Here is a 24703-nt window from a genome sequence, read left to right on the forward strand (position 1 = left end):
TCAGACCGAAGCCGTCGGACGCTTGCCAACCATGGCCGCGCCGTCGGTCCCTTCGGTCTCGAAGTGATAGCGGCCGGTGTGCAGCGACGACGGGCCGAGCTTGACGTACTTCACCATCAGGAACATTTCGACGATGAGCAACGCGGTGTAGAAGATGATGAAGCCCGCGAGGCTCAGGTACAGGTCGGTTGCCGAGAGCGACGAGACCGAAAGGTGGGTCGGCAGCACGCCGGCGATGGTCCACGGCTGACGCCCCATCTCGGCAACGATCCACCCGAACTCGATGGCGATCCACGGCAGCGGAATCGCCCACACCGTCCAGCGCAGGAACCATGCCGAGCGCGGCTTGAGCAGACGACGGCGTGCGCACAGCCAGAACGCCCAGAGGAACGTGAACAGGAACAGGAAGCCCAGCGCGACCATGACGCGGAACGACCAGAACACAGGCGCCACTCGCGGAATCGTGTCGTTGGCCGCCAGGTGGATCTGCTCGGGCGTGGCATCGACAACGTTCGGTGTGTACTTCTTGAGCAGCAGACCGTAGCCGAGATCGTCCTTGTATTTGTCGAACTCGGTGCGCACGGCCGGCGAGGTATCGCCGCCGCGCAGCTTCTCGAGTGCCGCGAAGGCGAGCATGCCGCGCCGAATGTTCTCCTCGTGCTCGTCGCGCAATTGCTTGAGACCAATCACCGGCGTGTCGATCGAGCGCGTGGCGATCAGGCCCATCGCCCAGGGAATCGTCACCGCGCGGTCGGTGCGCTCCTCTTTCTGGTTCGGGAAGCCGAACAGCGTGAAGGCGGCGGGCGGCTTGGCCGTCTCCCATTCCGCTTCGATCGCGGCGAGCTTGACCTTCTGCACTTCGCCCGTGGTGTAGCCCGATTCGTCGCCCAGCACGATGACCGACAGCGTCGAGGCCAGACCGAAGCCGGCCGCGACGGCGAACGAGCGCAGCGCGAACGGCACGTCGCGGCGCTTGAGCAGGTACCAGGCCGAGATGCCGAGCACGAACATGGCGGCGGTGACATAGCCGGCCGAGAGCGTGTGCACGAACTTCACCTGGGCCACGGGGTTGAAGATCACGTCCCAGATGCTGGTCAACTCCATGCGCATGGTCTCGTAGTTGAAGTGCGCGCCGACCGGATTGTTCATCCAGCCGTTCGCCACGAGAATCCACAACGCCGAGAGGTTCGAGCCCAGTGCCACCGCGAACGTGGTGGCCAGGTGGCCGATGCGCGAGAGCTTGTTCCAGCCGAAGAAGAACAGACCGACGAACGTGGCTTCGAGGAAGAACGCCATCAGGCCTTCAATCGCGAGCGGCACGCCGAAGATATCGCCCACGTAATGCGAGTAGTACGCCCAGTTGGTGCCGAACTGGAATTCGAGCGTGAGACCGGTGGTCACGCCCATCGCGAAGTTGATCAGGAAGAGCTTGCCCCAGAACTGGGTCATGTCCTTGTAGATCGGCTTGCCGGTCATCACGTAGACCGATTCCATGATGACAAGCAGCCACGACAGGCCCAGGGTGAGCGGGACAAACAGGAAGTGATACAACGCCGTTATGGCGAACTGCAGGCGCGAGAGGTCAACGACTTCGCTACTGATCATGGCGGACACCTTGACTTGGGGTGGGGGATGGCGCTTCGACGGCTTGCGGCCCGATCAGGGCGCGGGCCACGACATCCGGCGGCAGTTGCATGTGCTTGGCCATCGGGGCGTCGAAGAACGCGTGCTTCAGGATGAAAAGGAGTGCTACCTTGATCGCGAGGACGATCAGGATTTCGAACATGAAGCGGGACGGGCGGTTGCGCCAGCGCTGCATCGCCCAGGTACGCAGGGCGGCGATGGCGGGACGCGACGCCGCGACAGGCGCGGCCGTGGCGGGAGGCTTCAGACTGCTAGGAGAGTGGGTGTCCATCCGTGACGGCTCCTGGCGTCAAAAGTCGTTGTGTCGGAAACCGCGTCGACTTTCGCCGCATTTTGCCTCATCGCTTGAAAATGTCAAACCGCGGCGCGGGGGCGGATGACACGCCGACGACGCCATTTCGATGCGGATCTACCGTCAGGCAAGACGGCCGAAGAGAAGCGGATTCGAAACACGGGTCCGGCGCAGCGAACGGCCCCCGGGCCGTCCTTCGCACGTAACATGGCCACGTGCAGATTGATTCTATCGACCGCGCTCGCCGGCGACTTTGCGATGCATCAAGTCCGACGCAAATGTCGCGTGAACTTTCGAAGTCCAATAAAAAAACCCCGTGGATCTCACGGGGTTTCGGTGTCGGCGATGTCGTGTGGCAACGTGACGCATTGCCGTCGACAATCCGATCGAGGTGTTACGCAGAGGCTTGCAGCGCGCCCTTCATCTTCTTCATTGCGGCGACTTCGATCTGACGGATGCGCTCGGCAGACACGCCGAATTCGTCTGCCAGCTCGTGCAGCGTGGCGCCGCCGCTGCCGTCGTCGGCCACCGACAGCCAGCGCGCTTCGATGATGCGGCGGCTGCGTGCGTCGAGACGGCCGAGGGCCGTTTGCAGGCCGTCGCTTTGCAGACGGTCGCGCTCGCGTGCGGCGATCACGGCGGTCGGCTCCTGGTGCGAATCGGCCAGATACGCGATGGGGGCGAAGCTTGCGCTGTCGCTGTCGTCGCTATGCCCTTCGAGGGCGATATCGCCGCCCGACATGCGCGTTTCCATCTCGACGACGTCTTCGCGCTTGACGTTCAGATCGCGGGCGACCTGATCGATCTCGTCCGGCGTGAACGCCTGCAGGCCTTGCTTCTGGCTGCGCAGATTGAAGAACAGCTTGCGCTGGGCCTTGGTCGTCGCAACCTTGACCGTGCGCCAGTTGCGCAGCACATACTCGTGAATCTCAGCCTTGATCCAATGCATGGCGTACGACACGAGTCGCACCCCCTGGGTCGGATCGAAGCGCTTGACGGCTTTCATCAGGCCGATGTTGCCTTCCTGGATCAGGTCAGCGTGCGGCAGACCGTAGCCGAGGTAATTACGTGCGATCGACACCACCAGACGCAGGTGCGAGAGCACGAGCTGACGGGCGGCTTCGAGGTCGTCGTTCTCACGCAGACGCTTGGCGAGCGACTGTTCTTCCTCGGCGGTAAGCAGCGGAATACGGTGGACGGCTTGAATATAGCTTTCGATATTGCCCAGACTGCCCGGCAGCATCAATGCAGACGGGGCAAACGCAAGGGCTCGCGAAGTCGGCGCCGTGCCGGTGGCCGGCGTCGTCGGATGCAAAGTGGCGGCAGTACTCAAGTGGCAGACTCCTGGTTAGCCTCTGGAAAGCATTTTAGCACTCTCTTCGAATGAGTGCTAAAGACGTTAGAACCCTTACCGGACGGGAAGTTTCCGCAATCTCGGGGTTTTCCAGCACCCCCCATCAAACGGGGAAAGTCACTGGCGCAAACGTCACGCGGATGGTGTAAATTGCAACCCAAGCCGCGCGCGATTGGGGCGAAGACGACGGGAGGTCGACATGGCGGAGAAGCAAATTGACGCGGTACGCGAACGCGAGTCGGCGCGCTTTGACGCGATGGTCGAAGGGGACGTCGAACAACTCGACGCCCTCTTGGCCGACGGTCTGCACTACGTTCATTCGAACGGCAAACGCGAAAGCAAACGCGAATTTCTCGACGCGCTCACCTCGGGCCGCCGTCGTTACCTCGACATCGATATCCGCGCACAGGAACTGCGCCAGTTCGGCGACACCGTGGTCGTCACGGGCAAGCTGAAGGTCGAACTGGAAACCGCCACCGGCTCGCTCGAGTCGCAAATGGCTTATACGGCGGTGCACGTGCTTGAGGCCAACGAATGGCACCTCATCTCGTGGCAGGCGACTCGCATGGCGTCGACCGACTGAATCGCCAGTATTTCGTCAGGCCGATTGGGCCGCGCATTTCCCTGGCACTCGCTGGATATTTGCCCCAAAACAGTATAATTGACTAATTTCGGAATGAAATGTTCCGAAAATTATCAAGCATTCTTGGAGGCGTCGAAATCCAGGGGGGCCTCGCCGTTGCGCTCGAGTGCGTGCGACTGCTTTCTATTGGATGCGTCCCAGTGCCTGACGAATCACCTCGACTTGCCGGGCGATCGGCGCAGGCACGGCAACGGTGCCGGCCAGCACGGCTTCAATCCACTGCGCGGTTGCCGGCGCGTCGGCCGCCGGGAGCATCGGCGGCGTGCCCGTTGCACCGTCTTCCGCTTCCTGCCAAAGCTGGTAAGCCCCATCCGAAAAGCCGTCGATGGCGGCCTGGCGGCGGGCATCCGCGACCGGTTCGCCTTCCGTGCCACGCGCGAGCAGCACGCCCGGCGCCGGACTGTTGGCCGCGTCGGCAAACATCTCACTGAGCGTTTCTCGATATTCCGGGTGCGTGTAATTCACGAGCCGCAACGCCGGGCCGGCAAATGGCTGCAACAACTTCACCACGGTGTGGCCGGAGTTGCGAACACCCAGCGCCGAACGCATCTCCAGCAGTCGCTCCAGCGCCGGGGAAAGCGCCGCAATCGGCAGATAGGCGACACGACGCGTTCGCAGCGCTGCCTCCACCTCGGCCGCGGATTGACAAGCGGCGTGACCCAGCGCGGTAAAGATCGCCTGGGAGCCCACGCGATTCGCGCCACTGTGATGCTGACCGTGCACGAGTACCGGAATCCCCTCGCGGGCGAGCAGCAGGGCAAGCAGCGGCGTGAGGTTCGGTTGCTTGCGCGCGCCGTTGTAACTGGGCAGCAGCACCGGCGGCGGGGCGTCGGTGGGGGCGACGAGCGGCGTAAACGTCGCGTGCGCGGCGTCGAGCATCGCGCGCAGTTCGACCGGCGTTTCCCCCTTGATACGATAGGCGATCAGAACCCCGCCCAGCTCCGCAGGGGCCACGCGGCCGGCGAGGATGGCGTCGAACAGGGTACGCGTCTCGTCGGCGTTGAGTGCCCGTGCGCCTTTCGCCCCGCGAGCGATGATTTTGAGCAGCGGTGCACAGGCGAAAGGAGCGGCAGAGGTCATGGCACGTCGGTGTTGGGGTCGCGGGGGCGGTGCAGGGGACGGTCGAGCCGCTGTGATCCTGCCGCCGGATATCCATCCATCATACGCAATCAAGTGTCATCGGGGCCAGCGCTTGAAGTACCATTTCGTGTTCAGACGCGGCCCCTCAGGCTTGAAGCCGGCGCCGCGCCTTCCCCAATTTCGCCTCCGAGGTCAGCCATGTCCACGCTGTATAGCTATTTCCGCAGTTCCGCCGCGTATCGCGTGCGGATCGCCCTGAATTTGAAGGGCCTCGATTACGAGACCGTGCCGGTGCATCTGGTGCGCGAGGGCGGCGAGCAGCGCAAACCGGCGTACCTTGCGCTCAACGTCAACGGATTGGTGCCGACGTTCGTCGACGAGGGCGTGAACCTCCATCAATCGCTGGCCATCATCGAGTATCTCGAAGAGGTGCATCCGACGCCTGCGCTCCTCCCGGCCAACCCGGTGGCGCGCGCTCAGGTGCGAGCGCTGGCGCTCGACATCGCCGCCGACATCCACCCGATCGACAACCTGCGCGTGCTGCGTTACCTCAAGCGCGACCTGGGGGTGACCGACGCGCAAAAGGATGCGTGGTATGTCCACTGGGTCGTGGAGGGTTTCGCGGCGCTGGAAGCCCGGCTGGCGGCGCAGTCGCCGCAAGGCAGGTTCACCTTTGGTGACACCCCGACGCTCGCGGATTGCTGCCTCGTGCCGCAGGTCTACAACGCGAACCGATTCAAGGTAGACATGACGCCCTTCCCGCGAATCGCCGCCGTCAACGCACATTGCCTGACACTCGACGCTTTCCAGCGCGCGGCGCCCGAAGCGCAACCCGACGCCGAGTAAGCCTCACGATGGTCGATCCCGCGTTCTGGCGGGGCATGGCGCTGGGCGCCAGCCTCATCATGGCCATTGGCGCGCAGAACGCGTTTGTGCTGCGTCAGGGCATTCTTCGACGCCATGTCGGCGTGGTCGTGGCCGTTTGCGCAATTTGCGACATGGTCTTGATTGCGGCGGGGGTCGCGGGCATGGGCGGCTTGATTGCCGCCTATCCGCGCTTCCTGACGGCGGTGACGTGGGGCGGCGCGGCGTTTCTGTTCTGGTACGGCCTGCGCGCGTGGCGTGCCGCATTGCGCGGTGCGGGTGCCTTGCAGGCCGACGGCAGCCGTGCGGCCACACAGGCGATGACCTGGCAGCGAGCGTTCGTGCTCGTGCTGATGCTCTCGTTACTCAATCCGCACGTCTATCTCGATACGGTGATTCTGCTGGGCGGGATCGGCGCTCGCGAGGTGCCGCCCGGGAATGCGTGGTTTGCCGCGGGGGCAATGACTGCCTCCGTGTTGTGGTTCTGCGCGCTGGGCTATGGCGCCCGGTTGCTTGCGCCGCTTTTTGCGCGCGCGCGGGCGTGGCAGATCCTCGATGGGGTCGTCGGCACGATGATGTGGGGGCTCTGCGCAGGACTCGTCGCGCAGCAGTGGTAATGCGTTGTTATCGGGCGGCGCTGTCTTGCGTCGTCTGAAAAGGCAACGGCCCGCCGCGTGATGCAGGCGGGCCGTTGCCTTTATGGTCGGCGTTGCGGACCGTGCCGTCGGACGCGCTTCGCTGAGTTCGCTGAGTTAGCCGAGCAAGGCGTCGGCGAATTCGCGCGCCGAGAACGGCTGCAGATCCTCGACCTTTTCGCCCACGCCGATGAAGTACACCGGCACCGGACGCTGGCGCGCAATGGCGGCGAGAATGCCGCCCTTGGCCGTGCCGTCGAGCTTTGTCACGATGAGGCCGGTGAGTTGCAGCGCGTCGTCGAACGCCTTGACCTGAGTGAGCGCGTTTTGTCCCGTGTTGGCGTCGATCACAAGCAGCACCTCGTGCGGTGCGCCCTCGGCAGCTTTGCCCAACACGCGCCTGATCTTCTTCAACTCTTCCATCAGATGCAATTGTGTGGGCAGTCGACCCGCGGTGTCGGCCATCACGATGTCGATCTTGCGCGCGCGTGCGGCAGTGACGGCGTCGAAGACGACGGCGGCCGGGTCGCCGTTTTCCTGTGAGACGACGGCGACGTTGTTGCGCTCACCCCAGATCGCCAGTTGTTCTCGTGCCGCGGCGCGGAAGGTGTCTCCGGCGGCGAGCAGCACGGACTGGCCGTAGTGCTGGAAGTGTTTGGCGAGCTTGCCGATGCTTGTCGTCTTGCCTGCGCCGTTCACGCCCGCGATCATCACGACCAACGGCGCCTCGCGACCCAGGACCAGGCTTTGTTCCAGCGGCTGCAGCAATTCGACCAGCAGATCGTGCAGCGCGCGCTTGACCTGCTCGCCTTCGGTCAGCCGGTCAGTCTTGACCTTCTTGCGCAGGGCGCCGATCAGGAAAGCCGTGGCTTCCACGCCGGCGTCGCTCATCAGCAAGGCGTCTTCCAGTTCCTCGAACAGGTTCTCGTCGACTTTCACGCCGATGAAGATGCCCGTGAGGCCGGCGCTCGTCTTCGACAGTCCTGCCTTCAGGCGCGTGAGCCAGGACCGCTTGGCGGCCGGAGCTTGCGCGGGGGCCGCGACGATCTCGCCGATGGCGTCGCCGTGGGCATCCTTGACAACGACGGCCGGGGGCGGTGCGGCCGGCTCAATCGGCTCAATCGGTTCAATTGGCTCGAGGGGCTCCGCCAGTTCCGCCTGTTCGGGCGCGATCTGCGGAGCGAGCGTCGGCGTGGACTGCGCAGGCGTGACGAGCGATGGGACATTCCCCCGCGCCGGTTCGGACAGCGCCGCATTTTCGACCGGGGTGACAGGCGAGGACGGGGCGTCGATCGGCGCGGTGGGCGCCGGTGCGGCTTCGGCCGGCGCGGGCGTGGGGGCAACGGCCGGTGCGATGTCGGCCTTCGCCGCAGCGTCTTCGACTGGCAAGCTTGGCGAAGCGGGCGTTTCCGGGATTTCCGGCGATGGCGCCAGCGCGTCGGACGCGAGAGATTCGGTCGATGCGGGACTCGTCTCGGCGGCTTTGTTACCGCCCGACTTGAAGCGCTTGAAGAAACTGAACATGGGGTGAAGAACTCGACGTGGGCGCACGCGGTCGGCGTGCGTCTGTGATTTGTCTTGCCATTCGCGTCGCACAAAACGCCCTACAATGGGCGGGTCGTGATTTCCGACGCGGGAGATGCGACGTATTTTATCAGACGCGAATCAACGTCCGCGACGGGCGAAAGGGGATCCATGACGGGAACCATGCGCTGGCGACATACCTTGGCCGGACTCATCCTGGCCAGTGTGGCATGCCTGAGCCAGGCGGCCGACACCGCCGGCAGCAAAACGGCGGATAACACGTCGGAATTCACGTTATCGAACGGGCTGCGGCTGATCGTGCGCGAAGACCACCGGGCACCAACGGTGGCCCATGTGGTCTGGTACCGAGCTGGCTCGCTCGACGAATTCAACGGCACGACGGGCGTGGCCCACGTGCTCGAACACATGATGTTCAAGGGCACCAAGACTGTCGGGCCGGGCCAGTTTTCGCGTCAGGTGGCGGCCCTGGGTGGCCGTGAAAATGCGTTCACCAGCAAGGACTACACCGGCTACTTCGAGCAGACGGAGAAGTCGCGTCTGCCGGAGATGATGCGTCTCGAGGCCGACCGCATGGCCAACCTCACGCTCTCCGGCGACGAGTTTGCCAAAGAGATCCAGGTGGTCATGGAGGAGCGCCGGCTGCGCACGGACGATCAGCCGCGCGCATTGCTCTACGAGCAACTGATGGCCTCGGCGCTCGTTGCCAATCCCTATCGTCGCCCAATCGTCGGCTGGATGGACGACCTTCAGCACATGACCGTCCAGGACGCACGCGACTGGTACGCGCGCTGGTACGCGCCGAACAATGCGGTGGTGGTCGTGAGCGGCGATGTCGATCCCGCGCAGGTCAAACAACTCGCCGAGACCTATTACGGCCCGCTCAAGCCGCATGCGTTGCCTGATCGGCGTCCTCAGAACGAGCCGGCCCAACTCGGCGTGCGCCGGGTGTTCGTGAAAGCGCCTGCCGAGAATCCACACGTGATGCTCGCGTGGCGTGCGCCTCGTCTGACCGACGTCGAAAAGGACGACGATGTCTATGCGTTGCAGGTGCTCGCCGCCGTGCTCGACGGCTATGGCAATGCGCGTCTGACGAGCCGTCTCGTGCGCGAGCAACGCATCGCGAACGATGTCGGTGCCAACTACGATGGCGTGGGCCGTGGCCCGCAATTCTTCCTTCTCGACGGCACCCCCGCGAAGGACAAGACGCCTGAGCAGCTAGAGAAGGCGCTTCGCGCGCAGGTGGCCGATATTGCGGCGCATGGTGTGACCGAGGCGGAACTTGGGCGCGTGAAGGCGCAGGTCGTCGCCTCGCAAATCTACAAACGCGACTCGGTGTTCGGCCAGGCGATGGAGATCGGCCTGAACGAAATGTCGGGCATCTCGTGGCGGCAGATCGATCGCATGCTCGACAAGGTGAAGGCGGTCACGCCGGCACAGGTGCAGGCGGTGGCCGGCAAGTACTTCGGCGACGCGTCCCTGACCGTGGCGACGCTGGTCCCCCAGCCCATCGACGAAGCGACACGAAAGCGCCGCGCCCAAGGGGCGGAAGACTTGAAGAACATGCGCTGAGAGGGCCACACGATGATGAAAATTTCCGCACTGTTGCGTGCGTTCTCCGTGCCTGCGCGCACGGGCTTTACGGCGAGCGTTGCTGCCGTTGCCGCGGGCGCGATTATTGCCGTCACACCGCTGAGTGCTCGCGCGGCGCTGCCGATTCAAAGCTGGGTGGCGCCGTCGGGCGCCAAGGTGATGTTCGTCGAGAGTCGTTCGATCCCGATGATCGACCTGAACATCGACTTCGATGCCGGCAGTCGCTACGATCCGCCGGGCAAGTCCGGTCTGGCGATGCTCACGGCGGGCTTGCTCGACGCGGGCGCGTCCGCCGCAGCGGGGCGCCCCGCGCTGACCGAGGCGCAGATTGCCGATCGCTTTGCCGACGTGGGTGCGATGGAAGCGACGAGTGCCGGACGCGATGCCGCAACCGTCACCCTGCGCACGCTGTCGTCGGCGACCGAACGCGATGCGGCGGTCGGCGCGATGGCGCAGTTCCTGCAACATCCTACGTTCCCCGATGCGGTGCTCAAGCGGGAAGCGGCGCGTCTGTCGTCGGCGATTGCGGAATCCGATACGAAGCCCGAGGCGATCGCCGAGAAGGCATTTCGCCGCGCGATCTATGGCAGCCATCCGTACGGCGTCAGCCCGACGGTGGCGAGTGTGACCGCCGTGAAGCGCGACGATCTGGTGCGTTTCTACCGCGACATGTACAGCCCGAAGCGGGCGGTCGTGACGATCGTCGGGGACATTGATCGAGCGCAGGCGGAGGCGCTCGTCGCCATGCTGACCGACGCCATGCCCGTGGGCGTGACGCCGCCGGCGATGCCGCCGGTCGCGTCGTTGGGCAGTGCCGTGCAGATCGATCTGCCGCACCCGGCGGAACAGGCGCATATCGTGACGGGGCAGGCATCGGTGGCACGCAGTGATCCCGACTACTTCCCGTTGCTCGTGGGTAACTATGTCCTGGGCGGCGGGGGCTTCGTGTCTCGCTTGACGGCAGAGGTGCGCGAGAAACGCGGTCTGACGTACGGTGTGTCGAGTGGCTTCATGCCGCAGTTGCAGGAGGGGCCGTTCGAGATCAGTTTGCAGACGCGCCGCGAGCAGGCACCGGAGGCGCTCAAGGTCGTGCGTGAAACACTCGCCAAGTTCGTCCAGGACGGGCCGACCGACGCGGAGATGCAGGCCGCCAGGGACAACCTGACCAACGGCTTCCCGCTGCGACTCGACAGTAACCGCAAGCTGCTGGCGAACGTGGCCGCTATCGGCTTCTATCACCTGCCGCTGGACTACCTCGATACGTGGACCCGCAACGTTCAAGCCGTGACCGCCGCGCAGGTAAAGAGCGCCTTCGCGCGTCACGTGCAGCCGGACCGGCTCGTCACGGTTGTCGTGGGGCCGAGCAACGTCTTCGGCGGCGCAAGCGCAGGCGCGGCGGCGCCCGGCGCCAAATCTTCGGCAGGCAAGCAAACGAAATAATCGTCGCATCGTCGTGGGATTGACGCGACGTATTGGCATACGACTGACGGCACCGACAGCTTTCGGTGCCGTTTTTCGTTGGCTTGCGTGAGCGGGCCCCGAAAGGTACGGCGCGGCGTTACCGAAGAATGCGCCTGCGCAGCAGTACGAGTGCCGCGGCGAACCCGACGACCGCATAGATAGCGAGCGCGCTTGCATGCAGCCATGGCAGGTCGATGGGGCGTCCGAGCATGGCGGGGCGGATCAGCGCTACCGCGTGGGCCAGGGGCAGCCATTCAGTGACGTGACGGGCTGCCGCCGGCAGTTGCGCCAAGGGGAAGAACACCCCCGAGAGCAGCAGCATCGGTGTCATGACCAGCGTCTGGTAAAACATGAAGAAGTCATAGCTCGGCGCGAGCGCCGTCATCACCATCGCCAGACTGGCGAACGCGAGTCCCGCCAGCAGGATCGCCGGCAGTACGACAGGTATGCTGTCGATGCGCGCATAGCCGAGTGCGCTGGCCACCAGCAGGATCGCGACACCTGAGAGCACGGCCTTGCTCGCAGCCCACACGACTTCGCCGAGCACGACGTCGCCCAGCGTGAGCGGCGTGTGCATGAGCGCTTCCCACGTGCGCTGCACATGCATGCGCGAGAAGCCCGAGTACATCGATTCGAAGCTGGCGGAGAACATCACGCTTGAGCCAACGGTCCCTGCGGCGAGAAACGCAATGTATGAGGTGCCGTCGACCTCGCCGACCATCATGCCGAGGCCGAACCCCAGCCCGAAGAGATAGATCATCGGGTCAGCCAGATTGCCGAACAGCGACGCGATGGCGAGCTTGCGCCAGACGAGGAAGTTGCGCCGCCAGACGCCCATCCACGACGAGATGCCGGGCAGGTAGCGAGGCGTCTCCGGGGGGCGTTCGTGGGGTGGGCCCGCGCGGTGCGCGCCCGCCGTCGAGACTGCCGCGCTGTCGCCGGTGTCGCGTGTTTCGCGTGTTTCGAGTGTGTCGGGCATGGGATGGTCACGTTCAGTCATCGCGCATCTCCCGGCCGGTGAGTTTGAGAAAGACGTCCTCCAGATTGGCTCGCCGATGCAGATATCGAACGCCGGGCTGATCTTGCAGCGCTGCAACGACCGGCACCGCGTCGCGCACATAGCAGAAGTGGGTCTCGCCACTCGTCTCGATGCGCTCGGCCAGCGGCGTCAGGCGCGCGAGCAGGGCTTGCGGCACGTCGCCGAACACCTCCACGACATCGCAGCCGATTTCGCGCGCAACCAGTTCGGGCGGCGTGCCCTCGGCGATCTTGCGGCCGGCGTCGATCACGCACAGACGATGGCACAGGCGCTCGGCTTCTTCCATGAAGTGCGTCGTGAGCAGAATCGTCTTGCCCTCGTTCATCAGCGACTTGAGCCGTTCCCAGATCAGGTGGCGAGCTTGCGGATCGAGGCCCGTCGTGGGCTCGTCGAGCACAAGCACATCGGGATTGTTGATGAGCGCCCGGGCGAGTGTGAGACGTCGTTTCATGCCGCCTGAGAGTTGGCCGACGCGGGCGTCTGCCTTCGACTCGAGTCGCGCGAACGCGAGCAGGGCGGGCACGCGTTCCCGAAGCTCGGCAGAGGAGAGTCCGAAATAGCGTCCGAAGACCGCGAGGTTCTCGCGCACAGTGAAGTCGGGGTCGAGGTTGTCGAATTGTGGCACGACACCGACGCGGCGTCGCGCCTGTGGCGCCTGTCGCGGCACGGACAGGCCACCGAGACGGATTTCACCGCTGTCGGGCGTGACCAGGCCCAGCAGCATGCGCAACGTGGTGGTCTTGCCGGCCCCGTTGGGCCCGAGCAAGCCGAAGCACTCGCCCGGTGCGACGCGCAGCGAAAGATGGTCGACCACGGAACGGCCGTCATAGGCCTTGCACAGCTCAATTACCTCGATGGCGGCGTCGGTCATGGCGAATCGGGCGGTTTCCTGTGATGTCCTGCCGGGCGCGTCGTCGTTGTGCCACTGGTGTCGAGGCAGACGCTCGCCGCTCGGGATCGACGCATCGCCTGCCATCGTATGCCTTGATGGGGCAGGTCTTGCGGGCGATGTGGTATGTTTCGCCTCAACAATGTAGCGTGAATTGTCATGATTTTGGATTCCTGGCGTGCGCAGCCGCGCGCGCGAACTCATTTTTGCACGGGTGACGGTGTCTCCGGCAAGGCTGTCCTGCGGGGAACACGATGAAGTCCGGTTCGGGAAACGTGGCACGCGGCGCGCCGCAGCAGGTGCGCATCATCGGCGGCCAGTGGAAGCGCACGCCGCTGCCGGTGCCGTCGGGCGAAGGCCTGCGGCCCACGCCTGACCGTGTGCGGGAAACCCTGTTCAATTGGCTGGGGCAGGATCTGGGCGGCATGCGGTGCCTCGACGCGTTCGCAGGCAGCGGCGCGCTGGGATTCGAGGCCGCCTCGCGCGGTGCCGCCCGGGTGCTGATGGTCGAGCACGCCGCGCGGGCCGTTCGGCAACTGCGTGCCAATCAGGCCAAACTCGGGGCCGATCAGATCGAGATCGTGCAGGCCGATGCCCGCCGCCTGATAACCACACTCCCGCCCGGGGCTTTCGACGTGGTGTTTCTCGATCCGCCGTTTGCGAGCGGCTGGATGAACGACCTGCTGGCGCCCGCGGCCCGTCTGCTCGCCCCTGGCGGGGTGATCTACGCCGAATCGGACATCGCGCTGGAGGACGACGCACTGGCGGTGCTCGACCTCACATGCCTGCGACGGGCGAAAGCCGGGGCCGTGCATTATCATTTGCTTGAATCGATACCGAAAACCTAGAGACCACAATGAACAAGTACGCAGCACAGGTCCCCAGCCGCGAGGAGACGTTCGCATGGTAGTGGCGATTTATCCGGGGACGTTCGACCCGTTGACCCGAGGACATGAAGATCTTGTCCGCCGTGCGGCAGGGATTTTCGACAAGCTCGTCGTCGGCGTGGCGGATAGCCGAAACAAGAAGCCGTTCTTCTCGCTGGAAGAGCGCATCGACATCGCGCGCGAAGTGCTGGGTCACTATCCGAACGTCAGCGTGGAAGGGTTTTCCGGGCTGCTCAAGGACTTCGTGCGCAAGCACCAGGCCCGTGTGATCGTGCGCGGCCTGCGCGCCGTGTCCGACTTCGAGTACGAGTTCCAGATGGCCGGGATGAACCGCTATCTGTTGCCCGATGTGGAAACGATGTTCATGACGCCGTCTGACCAGTACCAGTTCATCTCGGGCACGATCGTGCGCGAGATCGCGCAACTGGGCGGCGACGTCAGCAAGTTCGTGTTTCCTTCCGTCGAAAAATGGCTGATGACGAAAGTCGGCAGCCTGCCGACGAACGGATGAGTATCGCGTACGCCGGCCCGGCCCTTGCGGCTGACCGGCGTTGCGATACGGCTGGAGGTGCCGTATGGCCTTGATGATTACCGATGAATGCATCAATTGCGACGTGTGCGAGCCGGAGTGCCCGAACGACGCGATTTCGATGGGGGTCGAGATTTACGAGATCGATCCGAACAAGTGCACCGAGTGTGTGGGGCACTTCGATGAACCGCAGTGCGTGCAGGTGTGTCCGGTGGAGTGCATTCCCCTCAACCCCGAACACGTCGAGACGCCCGAGCAACTGCTCGAGAAGTACACCCATCTGCAAGCGGCCAAGACGGCCTGAGCGGCGTGCAAGCCAAGCGAGCCGCGCACCGCGCGGCAGCGCCGCTTACTTCCCCGGCGCGGCGTGCAGGCGCATCATTGCCTTTTCCATCTCGCCTTTGACGACCTGATCGACGATGTCGAGCGAGCGCGACATCGCGTCGTCGATCTGCGCTTGCTCTTCCTTGCGCGGTGGCTTGAGCACGAAGTCCACGACCTGCTGTTGGCTGCCCGTCGGCTGAAGCGTGCGCGGATGGCCGATGCCCAGGCGCAGACGCCAGAACTCGGGCGTCGTCAGATGCGCGGCAATGTCCTTCAGTCCGTTGTGACCACCGCTGCCCCCACCACGCTTGAGTTTCACCGTGCCGGGTAGCAGATCGAGTTCGTCGTGCACGACGAGGATTTCATCCGGCAGGATCTTGTAGAAGCGTGCGAGCGCCACAACCGACTGCCCCGAGCGGTTCATGAAGGTCTGTGGCTCGAGCAACCAGACTTCCTGGCCGGCAATGCGGGTGCGCGCTGCAAAGCCGTGGAAGTTCTTCTGGTTCGTGAGCGACGCACCGCATTGCTGCGCCAACGCGTCGACGAACCAGAAGCCGGCGTTGTGACGCGTTGCTGTATATTCGGCGCCCGGATTGCCGAGCCCTACGATCAGCTTGATCATTTCGGTATCACGATCTTGGCGCGCGCCGAATCGGCCTGCGCGCCGCCATAAAAAAACCCGCCGGACATGACGTCGCGGCGGGTCTTGCGTCCAGCGTCGCCGCTGAAGGCCAACGCGCGGGCCTTAGGCGGCCGGCGCTGCACCTTCGGCAGCCGGGGCAGCCGCTTCGTCAGCAGCCGCACCTGCCGGTTGGACGGCTTGCGCGACCACCGGGTTTTCTTGCTCAACGTGCAGCGTGAGCGTCACGCCGGCGGGCAGCTTGACGTCCTTGGCGTGCACCGTCTTGCCCGCTTCCAGCTTCGACAGGTCGACTTCCAGGAATTCCGGCAGCTTGCCCGGCAGGCAGTTCACGTCGAGTTCGTTCACGGTGTGGCTGATCACGTTCGACGCCAGCTTCACGGCCGGGGCGTTCTCAGCGCCCAGGAAGTGCAGGGGCACCTTCACGTGGATCGACTTGTTCGGATCGACACGTTGGAAATCCACGTGCAGAACCAATTGCTTGAACGGGTGGTACTGCACATCGCGCAGCAGCACTTGTTCGGTCTTGCCGGCAACTTCCAGCTCGAGAATCGACGAGTGGAACGCTTCCTTGCGCAGGGCATGCCACAGCGCATTGTGATCGAGTTCAATCATCTTCGGATCAACGTTTCCACCGTACACGATGCCCGTGGTCTTACCGGCATTGCGCAGGCGGCGGCTCGCACCCGTACCTTGCAGATTACGCTCAAAAGCGACGACTTTCATAACAACTCCTTGGACTGCCCGCGACCAGGCAGCGATAGCTTCCCAAATGCCGTGCAAAAAACATCGGCTTCAGGAATGACAAAGGCGGGGAGACGCTCCCCGCCGACACAACAACGGCGCCACACAGGCGCCGTCGCAAAAATTTACCGAACGCTTATTCCGCGAACAGCGACATTACCGAGTCGCCACGACGGATACGCGAGAACGTCTCGGCGAGCAAATTGGCACAGCTCAACTGGCGGATCTTGCCACCCTTCGAGTCGTCGCGCAGCGCGATCGTGTCCGTCACGACCACTTCGTCGAGTTCCGACGCGTTGATGCGCGCCGCCGCACCGCCGGAAAGCACCGGGTGCGTGCAGTACGCGTAGACTTTCTGTGCGCCACGTTCCTTCAGCACCTGCGCGGCTTTGCACAGCGTGCCGGCCGTGTCGACCATATCGTCCATGATGACGCAGGTGCGGCCTTCAACTTCACCGATGATGTTCATCACTTCGGCGACGTTGGCCTTCGGACGACGCTTGTCGATGATGGCCAGATCGCAATGCAGTTGCTTGGCGAGCGCACGCGCACGCACCACACCGCCAACGTCCGGCGAGACCACCAGCAGGTTTTCGTGGTTCTGCGCGCGCACGTCGGCCAGCAGCAGCGGCGATGCGTAGATATTGTCGACCGGGATATCGAAGAAACCCTGAATCTGGTCCGCGTGCAGGTCCATCGTGATGATGCGCTCGACGCCCGCGATTTGCAGCATGTTGGCGACGACCTTCGCCGAGATCGCCACGCGCGCCGAACGGGGGCGGCGATCTTGACGGGCATAGCCGAAATACGGGATGGCAGCGGTGATCCGGCCGGCAGACGCGCGCTTGAGCGCATCGACCATGATCATCAGTTCCATCAGGTTGTCGTTGGTCGGCGCGCACGTCGACTGGAGGACGAAGACGTCCTTGCCGCGCACGTTTTCCTGGATTTCGACCTGGATCTCACCGTCCGAGAACCGGCTCGCCATGGCCTTGCCGAGGGGAATGCCGAGAGTGTCGACGACCGCTTGGGCCAGGGCGGGATTGGCGTTCCCGGTGAATACCATTAGGTTATCACTACTCATCTGGCTACCTGCGGAACGTTGGGATGCTGAGACTGCACGACAGAGAAATTGGCAGGGGAGGAAGGACTCGAACCCTCGTATGCCGGAATCAAAATCCGGTGCCTTAACCAACTTGGCGACTCCCCTACACTAACCGTTGCCCTTGCCGCGTCGTAGGAAACGCAACAAAGTAAAACCCTTCACGCGAAGGCGAACAGCGGGTGTTCGGCCAGACTGGCGGTCACTTGACCCAGCCAGCGCTCTGGCAATCGCTGGTATGCCGCTTCCGCCTCTGCCTTCGTGTCGAATGCTGCAAACACACTGGCGCCGGAGCCCGTCATACGTGCGGTGGTGAAGGTTCTGAACCAGTCAATCACCGCAGCGACTTCCGCGTATTCTCGAATCACTGCCGCTTGCATGTCGTTACGGAAAATTTCATCCGTTCCTAACACGTTTTTGCTGGTGTGTTCGAGAAAGAACGCCATTGTGACGATCTTCGAATCCCTTGTCAACAGTGGATCGCGAAATATTTTGTCGGTCGCGACGTGGACGCGCGGGTTGACCACGAGGAAGTACCTGTGCGGCAAATCCACGGCGTGCAATTCCTCGCCCAGCCCTTCGGCGAACGCATTGCGGCCGAAGACGAAAAACGGCACGTCGGCCCCGAGTTGCAGGGCGAGCGCCTGAAGTTCCGCGCGCGGTAGATCGAGTTGCCACATGCGATTGAGCGCGAGCAGCGTCGTCGCGGCGTCGGAGCTGCCGCCGCCGATGCCGCCACCGGCCGGCAGCCGCTTCTCGATGGCAATCTCCACGCCGAAGCGCACGCCGCAATGGTGCTGCAGAAGGCGGGCGGCGCGCACCGTCAGATCCGTCTCAGGCGGCACCCCTGGCAGCGGGTTCGTGTGGACGATCCGTCCATCGTCGCGACGCGCGAAATGCAGCGTATCGGCCCAGTCGATCAGCTGGAAGACAGTCTGCAGCTCGTGATAGCCGTTCGGCCGGCGTCCCACGATGTGCAGGAACAGGTTCAGCTTGGCCGGAGCCGGGCAATCACGCAGGATTTCGTACATGGCGATGCAAAACGATGGCTAACGAGCGTCGTCGCGGCAATGTTGTCGCAACGTCGGTGTCTGGAGATGGGGACTTCCCCGCGCAATTCGATCCCTGCTCTCAAGGCGCGCGTGGCACTCGACGCGCGCTGGACCGGGCGGCGCCAAGCATAGCACCGTCGCAACAAGCGCGCCCAAGTGGCCGCCGATGCCGCCGAAGCGATGGCGGTGCCCGGACCAATCGGCGTCGCTCGACCTTACTCGTCGATCACGAGCCGCACAGCGAGCGGCGACCCGTCGAGATCGCGCGACAGGTCGATGCGCTTGACGCGTAGCGGCGCGCCGTCGAAAAAGGCCTGATAGTCGATCGTCCACCCGTCCTGCTTCAAATGCGTCGGCCGTTGTGTCTGGGGATCGCGCTCGATGCTCGCCTGCGATCCCGGAGCGCCCTGCATTTGCAACCAGTAGCGCAGGCCGCCCACCGGCAGCGCGAAGCCCAGGGCGTCATGCATGACATCTTCGAGGCGCGGGCCACTCAACGGTGCCTTGCCGGGTAATTCGAGCGACGCACGACGGGGATTCTCGCGCACGATCGCCTGGGTTTGTCCGAGCGGGTCGAGCAACTGAACGATCGCGTTGTCGCCGTTCTGCTGCCAGTCGAAATTGCCGTAGGTGTTGCGCGTTTCGCCATTCTGCTCGTAACGCACAGAGAAGCGGCCGCGGTAATGTTCGACGCTGGCGCCCGCCGTCGACGTCACCGCGGTGGGCGGCGCGAGGCTCGCACAGCCGGTGACGAGCCCGGCGAGCGCACAGGCCAGAACCAGGGTCGTGGCGCGAGCCGAACGCGACGCCACGCGCGAAAACGGCGACCTCATCCGCATTACGGCGTCACGTTGTAGCGTTTCATCGTCGCGCGCAGCGTGTCGTCGTCGCCGTCGAGCTTGAGGGCTTCACGCCAGGTCTTGCGTGCCTCGTCCTGCTGGCCCGATTCCCACAGCACCTCGCCCAAGTGAGCGCCGATCTCGGCCTGCGCCTGAATGCCATACGCGCGGCGCAGCAGTTCGAGCGCCTGCGGTTTGTCGCCGAGGCGGTACTTCACCCAGCCCAGGCTGTCCAGAATGTACGGATCGTCCGGCGCGAGCGCCGACGCCTTTTGCAGTAGTTTGAGCGCTTCCGGCAGACGGGTGTTTCGCACAGTCAGCGAGTAGCCGAGCGCGTTGTAGGCCTGTGCGTTTTCCGGCTGTGACGCCATCACACGACGCATCGTCTTTTCCATGACGTCGTAGTGTTTGTTCAACTCGGCCACCATGCCGTACTGATACAGCAGGTCCGGATCGTCGGGATGGTTCTTCACCTCGACCGCGAGCAGCTTTTCCGCCTCGTCGTAGCGTTTTGCCTTGACGAGCAAATCCGACTCGGCGCGCTTGAGCGCGAGTTGCTCACGCGGATCGCTCGTCTTGATGCTGATGCTGTGCAGCAGCGCACGGCCTTCGTCGACCTTGCCCTGGTCGGCGAGCAGCTGCGCGCGCCCGATCTGCGCGGGCAGATACGCGTTGCTGTCTTCGCGAATCTTCGAAAGCCACTGGTCGGCGGCCGGGTAATCCTTGCGGTCCTGGGCGATCTGCGCAAGATAGACATAGGCTTGCGCGCCGTCGGTGTTCTGCTGCTCGGCTTCCGACGCGTACTTCTGCAGATATTGTTCGGCCTGCTCCGGATGTTTGGCGTGCAGGTTGAGCAGCGCGAGCGCCATGAGCGTCGAGAGTTCGTGCGGGTAACGCTTTTCCAGCGTTTCGAACTGCTTCTGTGCCGCGTCGAGCTGATTGTCGGCCAGCAGGAGCTTGGCGTAGGCGAAGCGCGCTTCCTTGGCGTTCGGATTGCGATCGAGGAAGGTCTTCAATCCGGCAATGGCGCTGCTGCGCTCTTCCGGCCCCATCTGACCGTAAAGCAGTGCGGCGGCTTCGTAATCGGGCTTGAGACTGAGCGCCTTTTCCAGCGACGCACGTGCGCCGGCGGTGTCGCCGGCATCGAGTTGCGAGCGGGCGATGGCCAGTTGCGCCTCGGGGCGTTGCATATCGTTCGCCAGCATCCGCTTGAGCGACGCGATCCCTGTGGCGCGCTCCGGGCTGCGCGCAATCATCTGCTGCAGCTCGAGAATGGCCTGGCCGCGGCGCGCTTCCGGTACCTTGTTCAATTCGCCGACGAGCAGTGGCTCGGCTTCGGCCAGATGGCCGGTGCCGACCTCGAGGCTCGCGAGCAACTGCGATGCAGGACGCCAGGTCGGATCGAGTTCATGCCAGAGTCGGGCGGCAATGAGCGCGTCTCCGAGCTGGCGGGCGCCGAGCGCGATCTCGACCGCGCGGCGGGCCATGCGCGGGTCCTTCGTGCGATTGGCCAGTGCGACGTAGGTGTTGAAGGCGGGCGCCAGGCTGCCTTGCTGCAGGCTCAACTCGGCGGCCATCACCTCGAAAACGATCTCGCTGGAGAGCGCGACGTTCGGAAGCTTTTCGCGCGGGACATTCGCATCGGACGCCGCGGCCTCGCTGCCGGCGTTTGCCGAGGCGTCGCTCGCCCCTGCCGGCGCGCTCGCCGGTGCGGCTTGCGCCGTCGGCCGGGACTGTGCGAACGCGTTCGACGAAGGCAGGAACGCCATGATGGCGCTGGCGCAGGTTACGCCAAGCGCCGTTGCGCCGGCCCACGCCCCGCGTGCCAGGGCGCCGCGCAGGCGCAAAACCACGGGTGCCACGGTGAGCGCCGTGCTGGTCGCGGCGGGGATGGACTGGAATCGGGTGTTCGGCATAGGGATCCACGACAGGTTTCGAGCGATTGTAGCGCGCCCGATACAATAGAGTCTAAATCCTCAGCAAACGTTCGCAGGCATGCCTGAACTCCCAGAAGTCGAAGTTACCCGTCGCGGAATTGCGCCGCACGTGGCAGGCACACGCGTTGCCCGCATCGACGTGCGCAACGCCTCGTTGCGCTGGCCGGTGCCCGACGGGCTCGACACGCTCCTGCGCGGCGAAACGCTCGTCGGCGTGACCCGTCGCGGCAAGTACCTGTTGCTGGAATACGCGCCCGGCTGGCTGCTGGTGCATCTGGGCATGACCGGCACGTTGCGTGTCCTGCCCGAGCCGCAGGCGCTGCCGGCCGCCGGGGTGCACGACCATATCGATCTCGTTTTCGAGCGATGCGCGCTGCGCTATCGCGATCCGCGTCGTTTCGGCGCGGTGCTGTTCCATCCGCGCTCGGCGGGAGACGTGCTGGCGCATCCGCTGCTCGCCGGTCTCGGTGTCGAGCCGCTGACCGACGATTTTGACGGCCAATGGCTTTACGCCGGCACGCGCGGCAGGACTGTCGCCATCAAGCAGGCATTGCTCGCGGGCAGCATCGTGGTCGGGGTGGGCAACATCTATGCGTCGGAGAGCCTCTTTCGCGCGGGCATCGCGCCGCGCATGGCGGCGGGCAAACTCTCGCGGCCCCGCGCCGAGAAGCTCGCCCAAGCCATCAAGGACGTGCTTGCCGCGGCGATCGAGAAGGGCGGCAGCACGTTGCGCGACTTCGTTGGCAGCGACGGCAATCGCGGCTATTTCCAGCAGGAATATTTCGTCTACGATCGTGCCGGGCAACCCTGTCGCGTGTGTGGCACCCCGATCCGGCAGATCGTGCAAGGGCAGCGCTCCACGTTCTTCTGCCCGCATTGTCAGAAATAACGCAGGCGGCAATGGCCGATCGCGCAGCGGGTCGGCGGTTTGGCCGCGACGGCTGCCGTACACGACGCCCCCCAAAAATGATATGAACGACTCCCTCAACGACTCCACCGCCGGCCCGCCGGCGAGCCATTTCGCCGAGCGTCTGATTGCCTGGCAGGCCGAGCACGGCCGTCACGACCTGCCGTGGCAGAACACGCGCGACGCCTATCGCATCTGGCTCTCCGAGATCATGTTGCAGCAGACCCAGGTCGCGACGGTGATCCCCTACTACACGCGGTTTCTCGAGCGCTTCCCCGACGTCGCGGCATTGGCGAGCGCCGCGCAGGACGACGTGATGGCGCTCTGGAGCGGCCTGGGCTACTACTCGCGGGCGCGCAATCTGCACCGTTGCGCGCAGGTCGTGGTGGCCGAGCACGGCGGTCGTTTCCCGTCCGACCCCGAGATGCTCGCCTCGCTGCCGGGCATCGGCCGTTCGACGGCCGCGGCGATTGCCGCGTTTGCCTACGATGCGCACGCCGCGATTCTCGACGGCAACGTCAAACGAGTCCTCGCGCGGGTGTTCGGCATCGAGGGATTTCCGGGCACGCCGAAGATCGAGCGGGCGATGTGGACGCTGGCCGAGTCCCTGCTGCCGCAACGCGACTTGCCCGCCTACACGCAGGGGATGATGGATCTTGGGGCGACGCTGTGCGCTCGCGGCAAGCCGCGTTGCGGCGAGTGCCCGTTCGACGGCGATTGCGTCGCGCATGCAACCGGACGCGAGCGCACGTTGCCGACGTCCAAGCCCAAAAAGGCGCAGCCGGAGCGTTATGTCGATGTACTGGTGATTTGCGCGGGCGAGCGCGTGTTGTTCGAGCGACGGCCGGACAGCGGTATCTGGGGCGGGTTATGGAGCCTGCCGGAACTGACCCCGCCGTCCGACGCGCGCGACGCCGACGATGCGTTGCTGCGCGAGCGTCTGAGCGCGCATGCCGCCGCGATCGGTGCGGGTAACGGGAGGGTGCAGTCGCTCGAACCGCTACACGGTCTCACGCACGTTTTCACACATTTCCGGCTGCACTTGAGGCCGTGGCGGGTGACGCTGGACGCGAGCGCCGCGGTGCCGCCAAACGGCTCACGCCACGCATGGCTGGACGCCGCAGGCGTTGCCGCCGCCGGCTTACCCTCGCCGATCCGCAAGATTGCCGACGCCTTGTCGATCGGTTCGCCGAGCGACGGCCAACTGTCGTTGCCGACCTGAGCGGGCTGTTCCGGCTCAGGTCGTCGACTCGAGCGGGGCGAGTTCGCGATGGCGCACCAGCACGCTGGCTTCGGTGCGAAAGCGCTTGCCCAGCGTTTCGGCGATGAACACGGAGCGGTGTTGACCGCCCGTGCAGCCGATCGCCACCGTCAGGTAACTGCGGTTGTCGCGCATATAGCTCGGCAGCCACTTCTGCAGATAGGCGCCGATATCGTTGGTCATCTCGTCGACTTCGGGGATGGCCGACAGGAAGTCGATCACCGGTTGATCGCGACCGGTCAGCGGACGCAACTGGGTGTCGTAATAGGGATTGGGCAGCGAGCGCACGTCGAAGACGAGATCGGCGTCGAGCGGCACGCCATGCTTGAATCCGAACGACTCGAACATCAGCGTGAGTCCGGTGTGATCGTGCTGGACGAACTCGCGGATCCAACGGCGCAACGCGCTCGCGCGCAAATTGCTGGTGTCGATCTGGTGACCGAGTTCGGCCACGCTGTTGAGCATTTCGCGCTCGGTCTCGATCGCTTCGACCAGCGAACCATTGGCCGAGACGGCATCATCGCTCATCACGGAGAGTGGGTGACGGCGGCGTGTCTCCGAGAAGCGCTGAACCAGCGTTTGCGTGGTGGCGTTGAGGAACAGGGCTCGCACGTCGTGACCGAAGCGACGCAGGCCGCCAATGATCGGTGGCAGATCGGCAAGCGAGCCGCCGCTGCGCGCGTCGATGGCAACGGCGAGGCGTGTGTAGTTCTGCGTTTCGAGATACTCGGCGAGTTCAGGGAGAAAGCGCGACGGTAGATTGTCGACGCAGTAGTAACCCGCATCTTCGAGGACGTTCAGGGCGAGCGATTTGCCGGAACCCGAAACGCCGGTAATCAGTACGATCTTCATGAGATTCCCCGGATACAGCGATCATGGTAAGCGATTGTGTCGTATGGGTGTCGAGCGGCCAAAAAGAAGAACGTTCCATGCGTTTTTGCTCCATTCGCGAGACGGACGCGCGAGAAACGACAACGGCGCCCGCGAGGGGCGCCGTTGTGTCAGCCTGTGGGCGGTCTCGCCGCTTATCCGCCCATCCGTCTATCCGTCAGAAGGTCGGTGCGGGCAAGCCCCCGATGCGCTTACTTGTTCGACAGGCACGACTTCATGAACGCCTTGCGATCGTCGCCCTTCTTGTCGCCAGCCTGGGCATTGCAGGTCTTCATCTTTTCCTGCTGGGTCGGTTTGGCGGCGGGCTTGTTCGACAGGCATTCCTTCATGAACGCCTTGCGATCGTCGCCCTTCTTGCTGCCAGCTTGCGTATTGCAGGCGCCCATCTTGCTTTGTTGGGCATTGGCGGCCTTGGGCGCAGGCGCGGGGGCGGCCGTCTGGGCAAACACGGGCGATGCGAGCAGCGGGGATACCAGAAGCAATGCAGCGAATGCTTTTTTCATGATCGTCTCTCCATAAGGTCGACACGCACGGGATTGGACCGCGTGGCGATT

General features: G+C 64.3%; 25 protein-coding genes and 1 tRNA gene. 10 read left to right on the forward strand and 16 right to left on the reverse strand.

All coding sequences use genetic code 11. The annotated features are described in order from the left end of the window. From PCE31107_RS03010 to rpoH, 3 genes are all read right to left on the reverse strand, one after another. Positions 1 to 1605 carry a cytochrome ubiquinol oxidase subunit I gene (locus PCE31107_RS03010; RefSeq protein WP_150606410.1) on the reverse strand — a complete coding sequence of 535 codons (1605 nt, stop codon included), beginning with the start codon at positions 1603 to 1605 and terminating at the stop codon, positions 1 to 3. Continuing rightward, on the reverse strand, positions 1595 to 1915 hold the full coding sequence (gene cydP / locus PCE31107_RS03015) for a cytochrome oxidase putative small subunit CydP (protein ID WP_150606412.1): 321 nt from the start codon (positions 1913 to 1915) through the stop codon (positions 1595 to 1597). The genes PCE31107_RS03010 and cydP overlap by 11 nt, the downstream gene beginning before the upstream one ends. Positions 1916 to 2330: 415 nt before the next feature. After that, positions 2331 to 3269, reverse strand: a complete 939-nt coding sequence (rpoH, locus tag PCE31107_RS03020) for an RNA polymerase sigma factor RpoH (RefSeq protein WP_026131720.1) — start codon at positions 3267 to 3269, stop codon at positions 2331 to 2333. Positions 3270 to 3489: 220 nt separating this feature from the next. Between rpoH and PCE31107_RS03025 the strand changes: the two genes are divergently transcribed. Continuing rightward, positions 3490 to 3873 (forward strand): nuclear transport factor 2 family protein, encoded by a 384-nt coding sequence (locus tag PCE31107_RS03025; protein WP_017232672.1) that lies wholly within the window; start codon positions 3490 to 3492, stop codon positions 3871 to 3873. 183 nt (positions 3874 to 4056) lie between these two features. On the opposite strand, the gene ybiB is transcribed toward PCE31107_RS03025, so the two are convergent. Further along, complete coding sequence (ybiB, locus tag PCE31107_RS03030; protein WP_150606413.1) at positions 4057 to 5013, reverse strand: DNA-binding protein YbiB; 957 nt, start codon at positions 5011 to 5013, stop codon at positions 4057 to 4059. A gap of 198 nt (positions 5014 to 5211) precedes the next feature. Between ybiB and maiA the strand changes: the two genes are divergently transcribed. Together maiA and PCE31107_RS03040 are read left to right on the forward strand one after the other, a co-directional pair. Then, the gene (gene maiA / locus PCE31107_RS03035; RefSeq protein ID WP_150606415.1) at positions 5212 to 5859 is read left to right on the forward strand and encodes a maleylacetoacetate isomerase; all 648 of its coding nucleotides are present in this window, start codon (positions 5212 to 5214) and stop codon (positions 5857 to 5859) included. Positions 5860 to 5867: 8 nt separating this feature from the next. Further along, entirely contained in the window at positions 5868 to 6494 is a 627-nt protein-coding gene (locus tag PCE31107_RS03040; protein ID WP_150606417.1) for a LysE/ArgO family amino acid transporter, read from the forward strand. Positions 6495 to 6629: 135 nt separating this feature from the next. Here the strand turns inward: PCE31107_RS03040 and ftsY are convergent, their stop codons facing one another. Beyond that, the gene (ftsY, locus tag PCE31107_RS03045) at positions 6630 to 8036 is read right to left on the reverse strand and encodes a signal recognition particle-docking protein FtsY (RefSeq protein ID WP_150606419.1); all 1407 of its coding nucleotides are present in this window, start codon (positions 8034 to 8036) and stop codon (positions 6630 to 6632) included. A 171-nt stretch (positions 8037 to 8207) separates the two neighbouring features. On the opposite strand from ftsY, the gene PCE31107_RS03050 reads away from it, so the two are divergent. Both PCE31107_RS03050 and PCE31107_RS03055 read left to right on the forward strand, forming a co-directional pair. After that, entirely contained in the window at positions 8208 to 9626 is a 1419-nt protein-coding gene (locus tag PCE31107_RS03050) for a M16 family metallopeptidase (protein WP_150606421.1), read from the forward strand. 12 nt (positions 9627 to 9638) lie between these two features. Continuing rightward, positions 9639 to 11087 (forward strand): M16 family metallopeptidase, encoded by a 1449-nt coding sequence (locus PCE31107_RS03055; RefSeq protein WP_150606423.1) that lies wholly within the window; start codon positions 9639 to 9641, stop codon positions 11085 to 11087. Between the two features lie 118 nt (positions 11088 to 11205). Here PCE31107_RS03055 and PCE31107_RS03060 read toward each other — a convergent pair whose 3' ends face one another. Both PCE31107_RS03060 and nodI read right to left on the reverse strand, forming a co-directional pair. Continuing rightward, positions 11206 to 12087: an ABC transporter permease gene (locus PCE31107_RS03060; RefSeq protein ID WP_425494709.1), complete on the reverse strand. Its 882-nt coding sequence runs from the start codon at positions 12085 to 12087 to the stop codon at positions 11206 to 11208. Between the two features lie 13 nt (positions 12088 to 12100). Then, entirely contained in the window at positions 12101 to 13018 is a 918-nt protein-coding gene (gene nodI, locus PCE31107_RS03065) for a nodulation factor ABC transporter ATP-binding protein NodI (protein ID WP_130027681.1), read from the reverse strand. 272 nt (positions 13019 to 13290) lie between these two features. On the opposite strand from nodI, the gene rsmD reads away from it, so the two are divergent. From rsmD to PCE31107_RS03080, 3 genes are all read left to right on the forward strand, one after another. Then, a complete protein-coding gene (gene rsmD, locus PCE31107_RS03070; RefSeq protein WP_130024765.1) occupies positions 13291 to 13884 on the forward strand; it encodes a 16S rRNA (guanine(966)-N(2))-methyltransferase RsmD in 594 nt (197 codons plus the stop codon). A 55-nt stretch (positions 13885 to 13939) separates the two neighbouring features. Beyond that, a complete protein-coding gene (gene coaD / locus PCE31107_RS03075) occupies positions 13940 to 14434 on the forward strand; it encodes a pantetheine-phosphate adenylyltransferase (protein WP_017232662.1) in 495 nt (164 codons plus the stop codon). Between the two features lie 64 nt (positions 14435 to 14498). After that, entirely contained in the window at positions 14499 to 14756 is a 258-nt protein-coding gene (locus tag PCE31107_RS03080) for a YfhL family 4Fe-4S dicluster ferredoxin (RefSeq protein ID WP_130024766.1), read from the forward strand. 45 nt (positions 14757 to 14801) lie between these two features. Here PCE31107_RS03080 and pth read toward each other — a convergent pair whose 3' ends face one another. The 7 genes from pth to PCE31107_RS03120 form a co-directional block, all read right to left on the reverse strand. Continuing rightward, positions 14802 to 15398 carry an aminoacyl-tRNA hydrolase gene (gene pth / locus PCE31107_RS03085; protein ID WP_130024767.1) on the reverse strand — a complete coding sequence of 199 codons (597 nt, stop codon included), beginning with the start codon at positions 15396 to 15398 and terminating at the stop codon, positions 14802 to 14804. 123 nt (positions 15399 to 15521) lie between these two features. Next, entirely contained in the window at positions 15522 to 16142 is a 621-nt protein-coding gene (locus PCE31107_RS03095; RefSeq protein WP_150606429.1) for a 50S ribosomal protein L25/general stress protein Ctc, read from the reverse strand. Between the two features lie 154 nt (positions 16143 to 16296). Then, positions 16297 to 17244 (reverse strand): ribose-phosphate pyrophosphokinase, encoded by a 948-nt coding sequence (locus tag PCE31107_RS03100; RefSeq protein WP_026131718.1) that lies wholly within the window; start codon positions 17242 to 17244, stop codon positions 16297 to 16299. A gap of 49 nt (positions 17245 to 17293) precedes the next feature. Beyond that, positions 17294 to 17370, reverse strand: a tRNA-Gln gene (locus tag PCE31107_RS03105). A 53-nt stretch (positions 17371 to 17423) separates the two neighbouring features. Next, on the reverse strand, positions 17424 to 18293 hold the full coding sequence (gene ispE, locus PCE31107_RS03110; RefSeq protein WP_150606431.1) for a 4-(cytidine 5'-diphospho)-2-C-methyl-D-erythritol kinase: 870 nt from the start codon (positions 18291 to 18293) through the stop codon (positions 17424 to 17426). A gap of 236 nt (positions 18294 to 18529) precedes the next feature. Continuing rightward, positions 18530 to 19147, reverse strand: a complete 618-nt coding sequence (locus PCE31107_RS03115) for an outer membrane lipoprotein LolB (protein WP_150606432.1) — start codon at positions 19145 to 19147, stop codon at positions 18530 to 18532. A gap of 5 nt (positions 19148 to 19152) precedes the next feature. Next, positions 19153 to 21069, reverse strand: coding sequence for a tetratricopeptide repeat protein (locus tag PCE31107_RS03120; protein ID WP_130024771.1), 1917 nt, complete (start codon positions 21067 to 21069; stop codon positions 19153 to 19155). Positions 21070 to 21148: 79 nt separating this feature from the next. Here PCE31107_RS03120 and mutM point away from each other — a divergent pair, with 79 nt between their 5' ends. After that, positions 21149 to 21979, forward strand: coding sequence for a bifunctional DNA-formamidopyrimidine glycosylase/DNA-(apurinic or apyrimidinic site) lyase (gene mutM / locus PCE31107_RS03125; protein WP_150606434.1), 831 nt, complete (start codon positions 21149 to 21151; stop codon positions 21977 to 21979). 82 nt (positions 21980 to 22061) lie between these two features. Further along, a complete protein-coding gene (gene mutY / locus PCE31107_RS03130; protein WP_150606436.1) occupies positions 22062 to 23219 on the forward strand; it encodes an A/G-specific adenine glycosylase in 1158 nt (385 codons plus the stop codon). A 15-nt stretch (positions 23220 to 23234) separates the two neighbouring features. On the opposite strand, the gene rapZ is transcribed toward mutY, so the two are convergent. Beyond that, positions 23235 to 24110, reverse strand: a complete 876-nt coding sequence (gene rapZ / locus PCE31107_RS03135) for an RNase adapter RapZ (protein ID WP_150606438.1) — start codon at positions 24108 to 24110, stop codon at positions 23235 to 23237. Positions 24111 to 24340: 230 nt separating this feature from the next. Next, positions 24341 to 24652 (reverse strand): PsiF family protein, encoded by a 312-nt coding sequence (locus tag PCE31107_RS03140; RefSeq protein WP_130024775.1) that lies wholly within the window; start codon positions 24650 to 24652, stop codon positions 24341 to 24343. Positions 24653 to 24703 lie beyond the last annotated feature (51 nt).

It is taken from the genome of Pandoraea cepalis (genome assembly GCF_902459625.1).
Lineage (GTDB): Bacteria > Pseudomonadota > Gammaproteobacteria > Burkholderiales > Burkholderiaceae > Pandoraea > Pandoraea cepalis.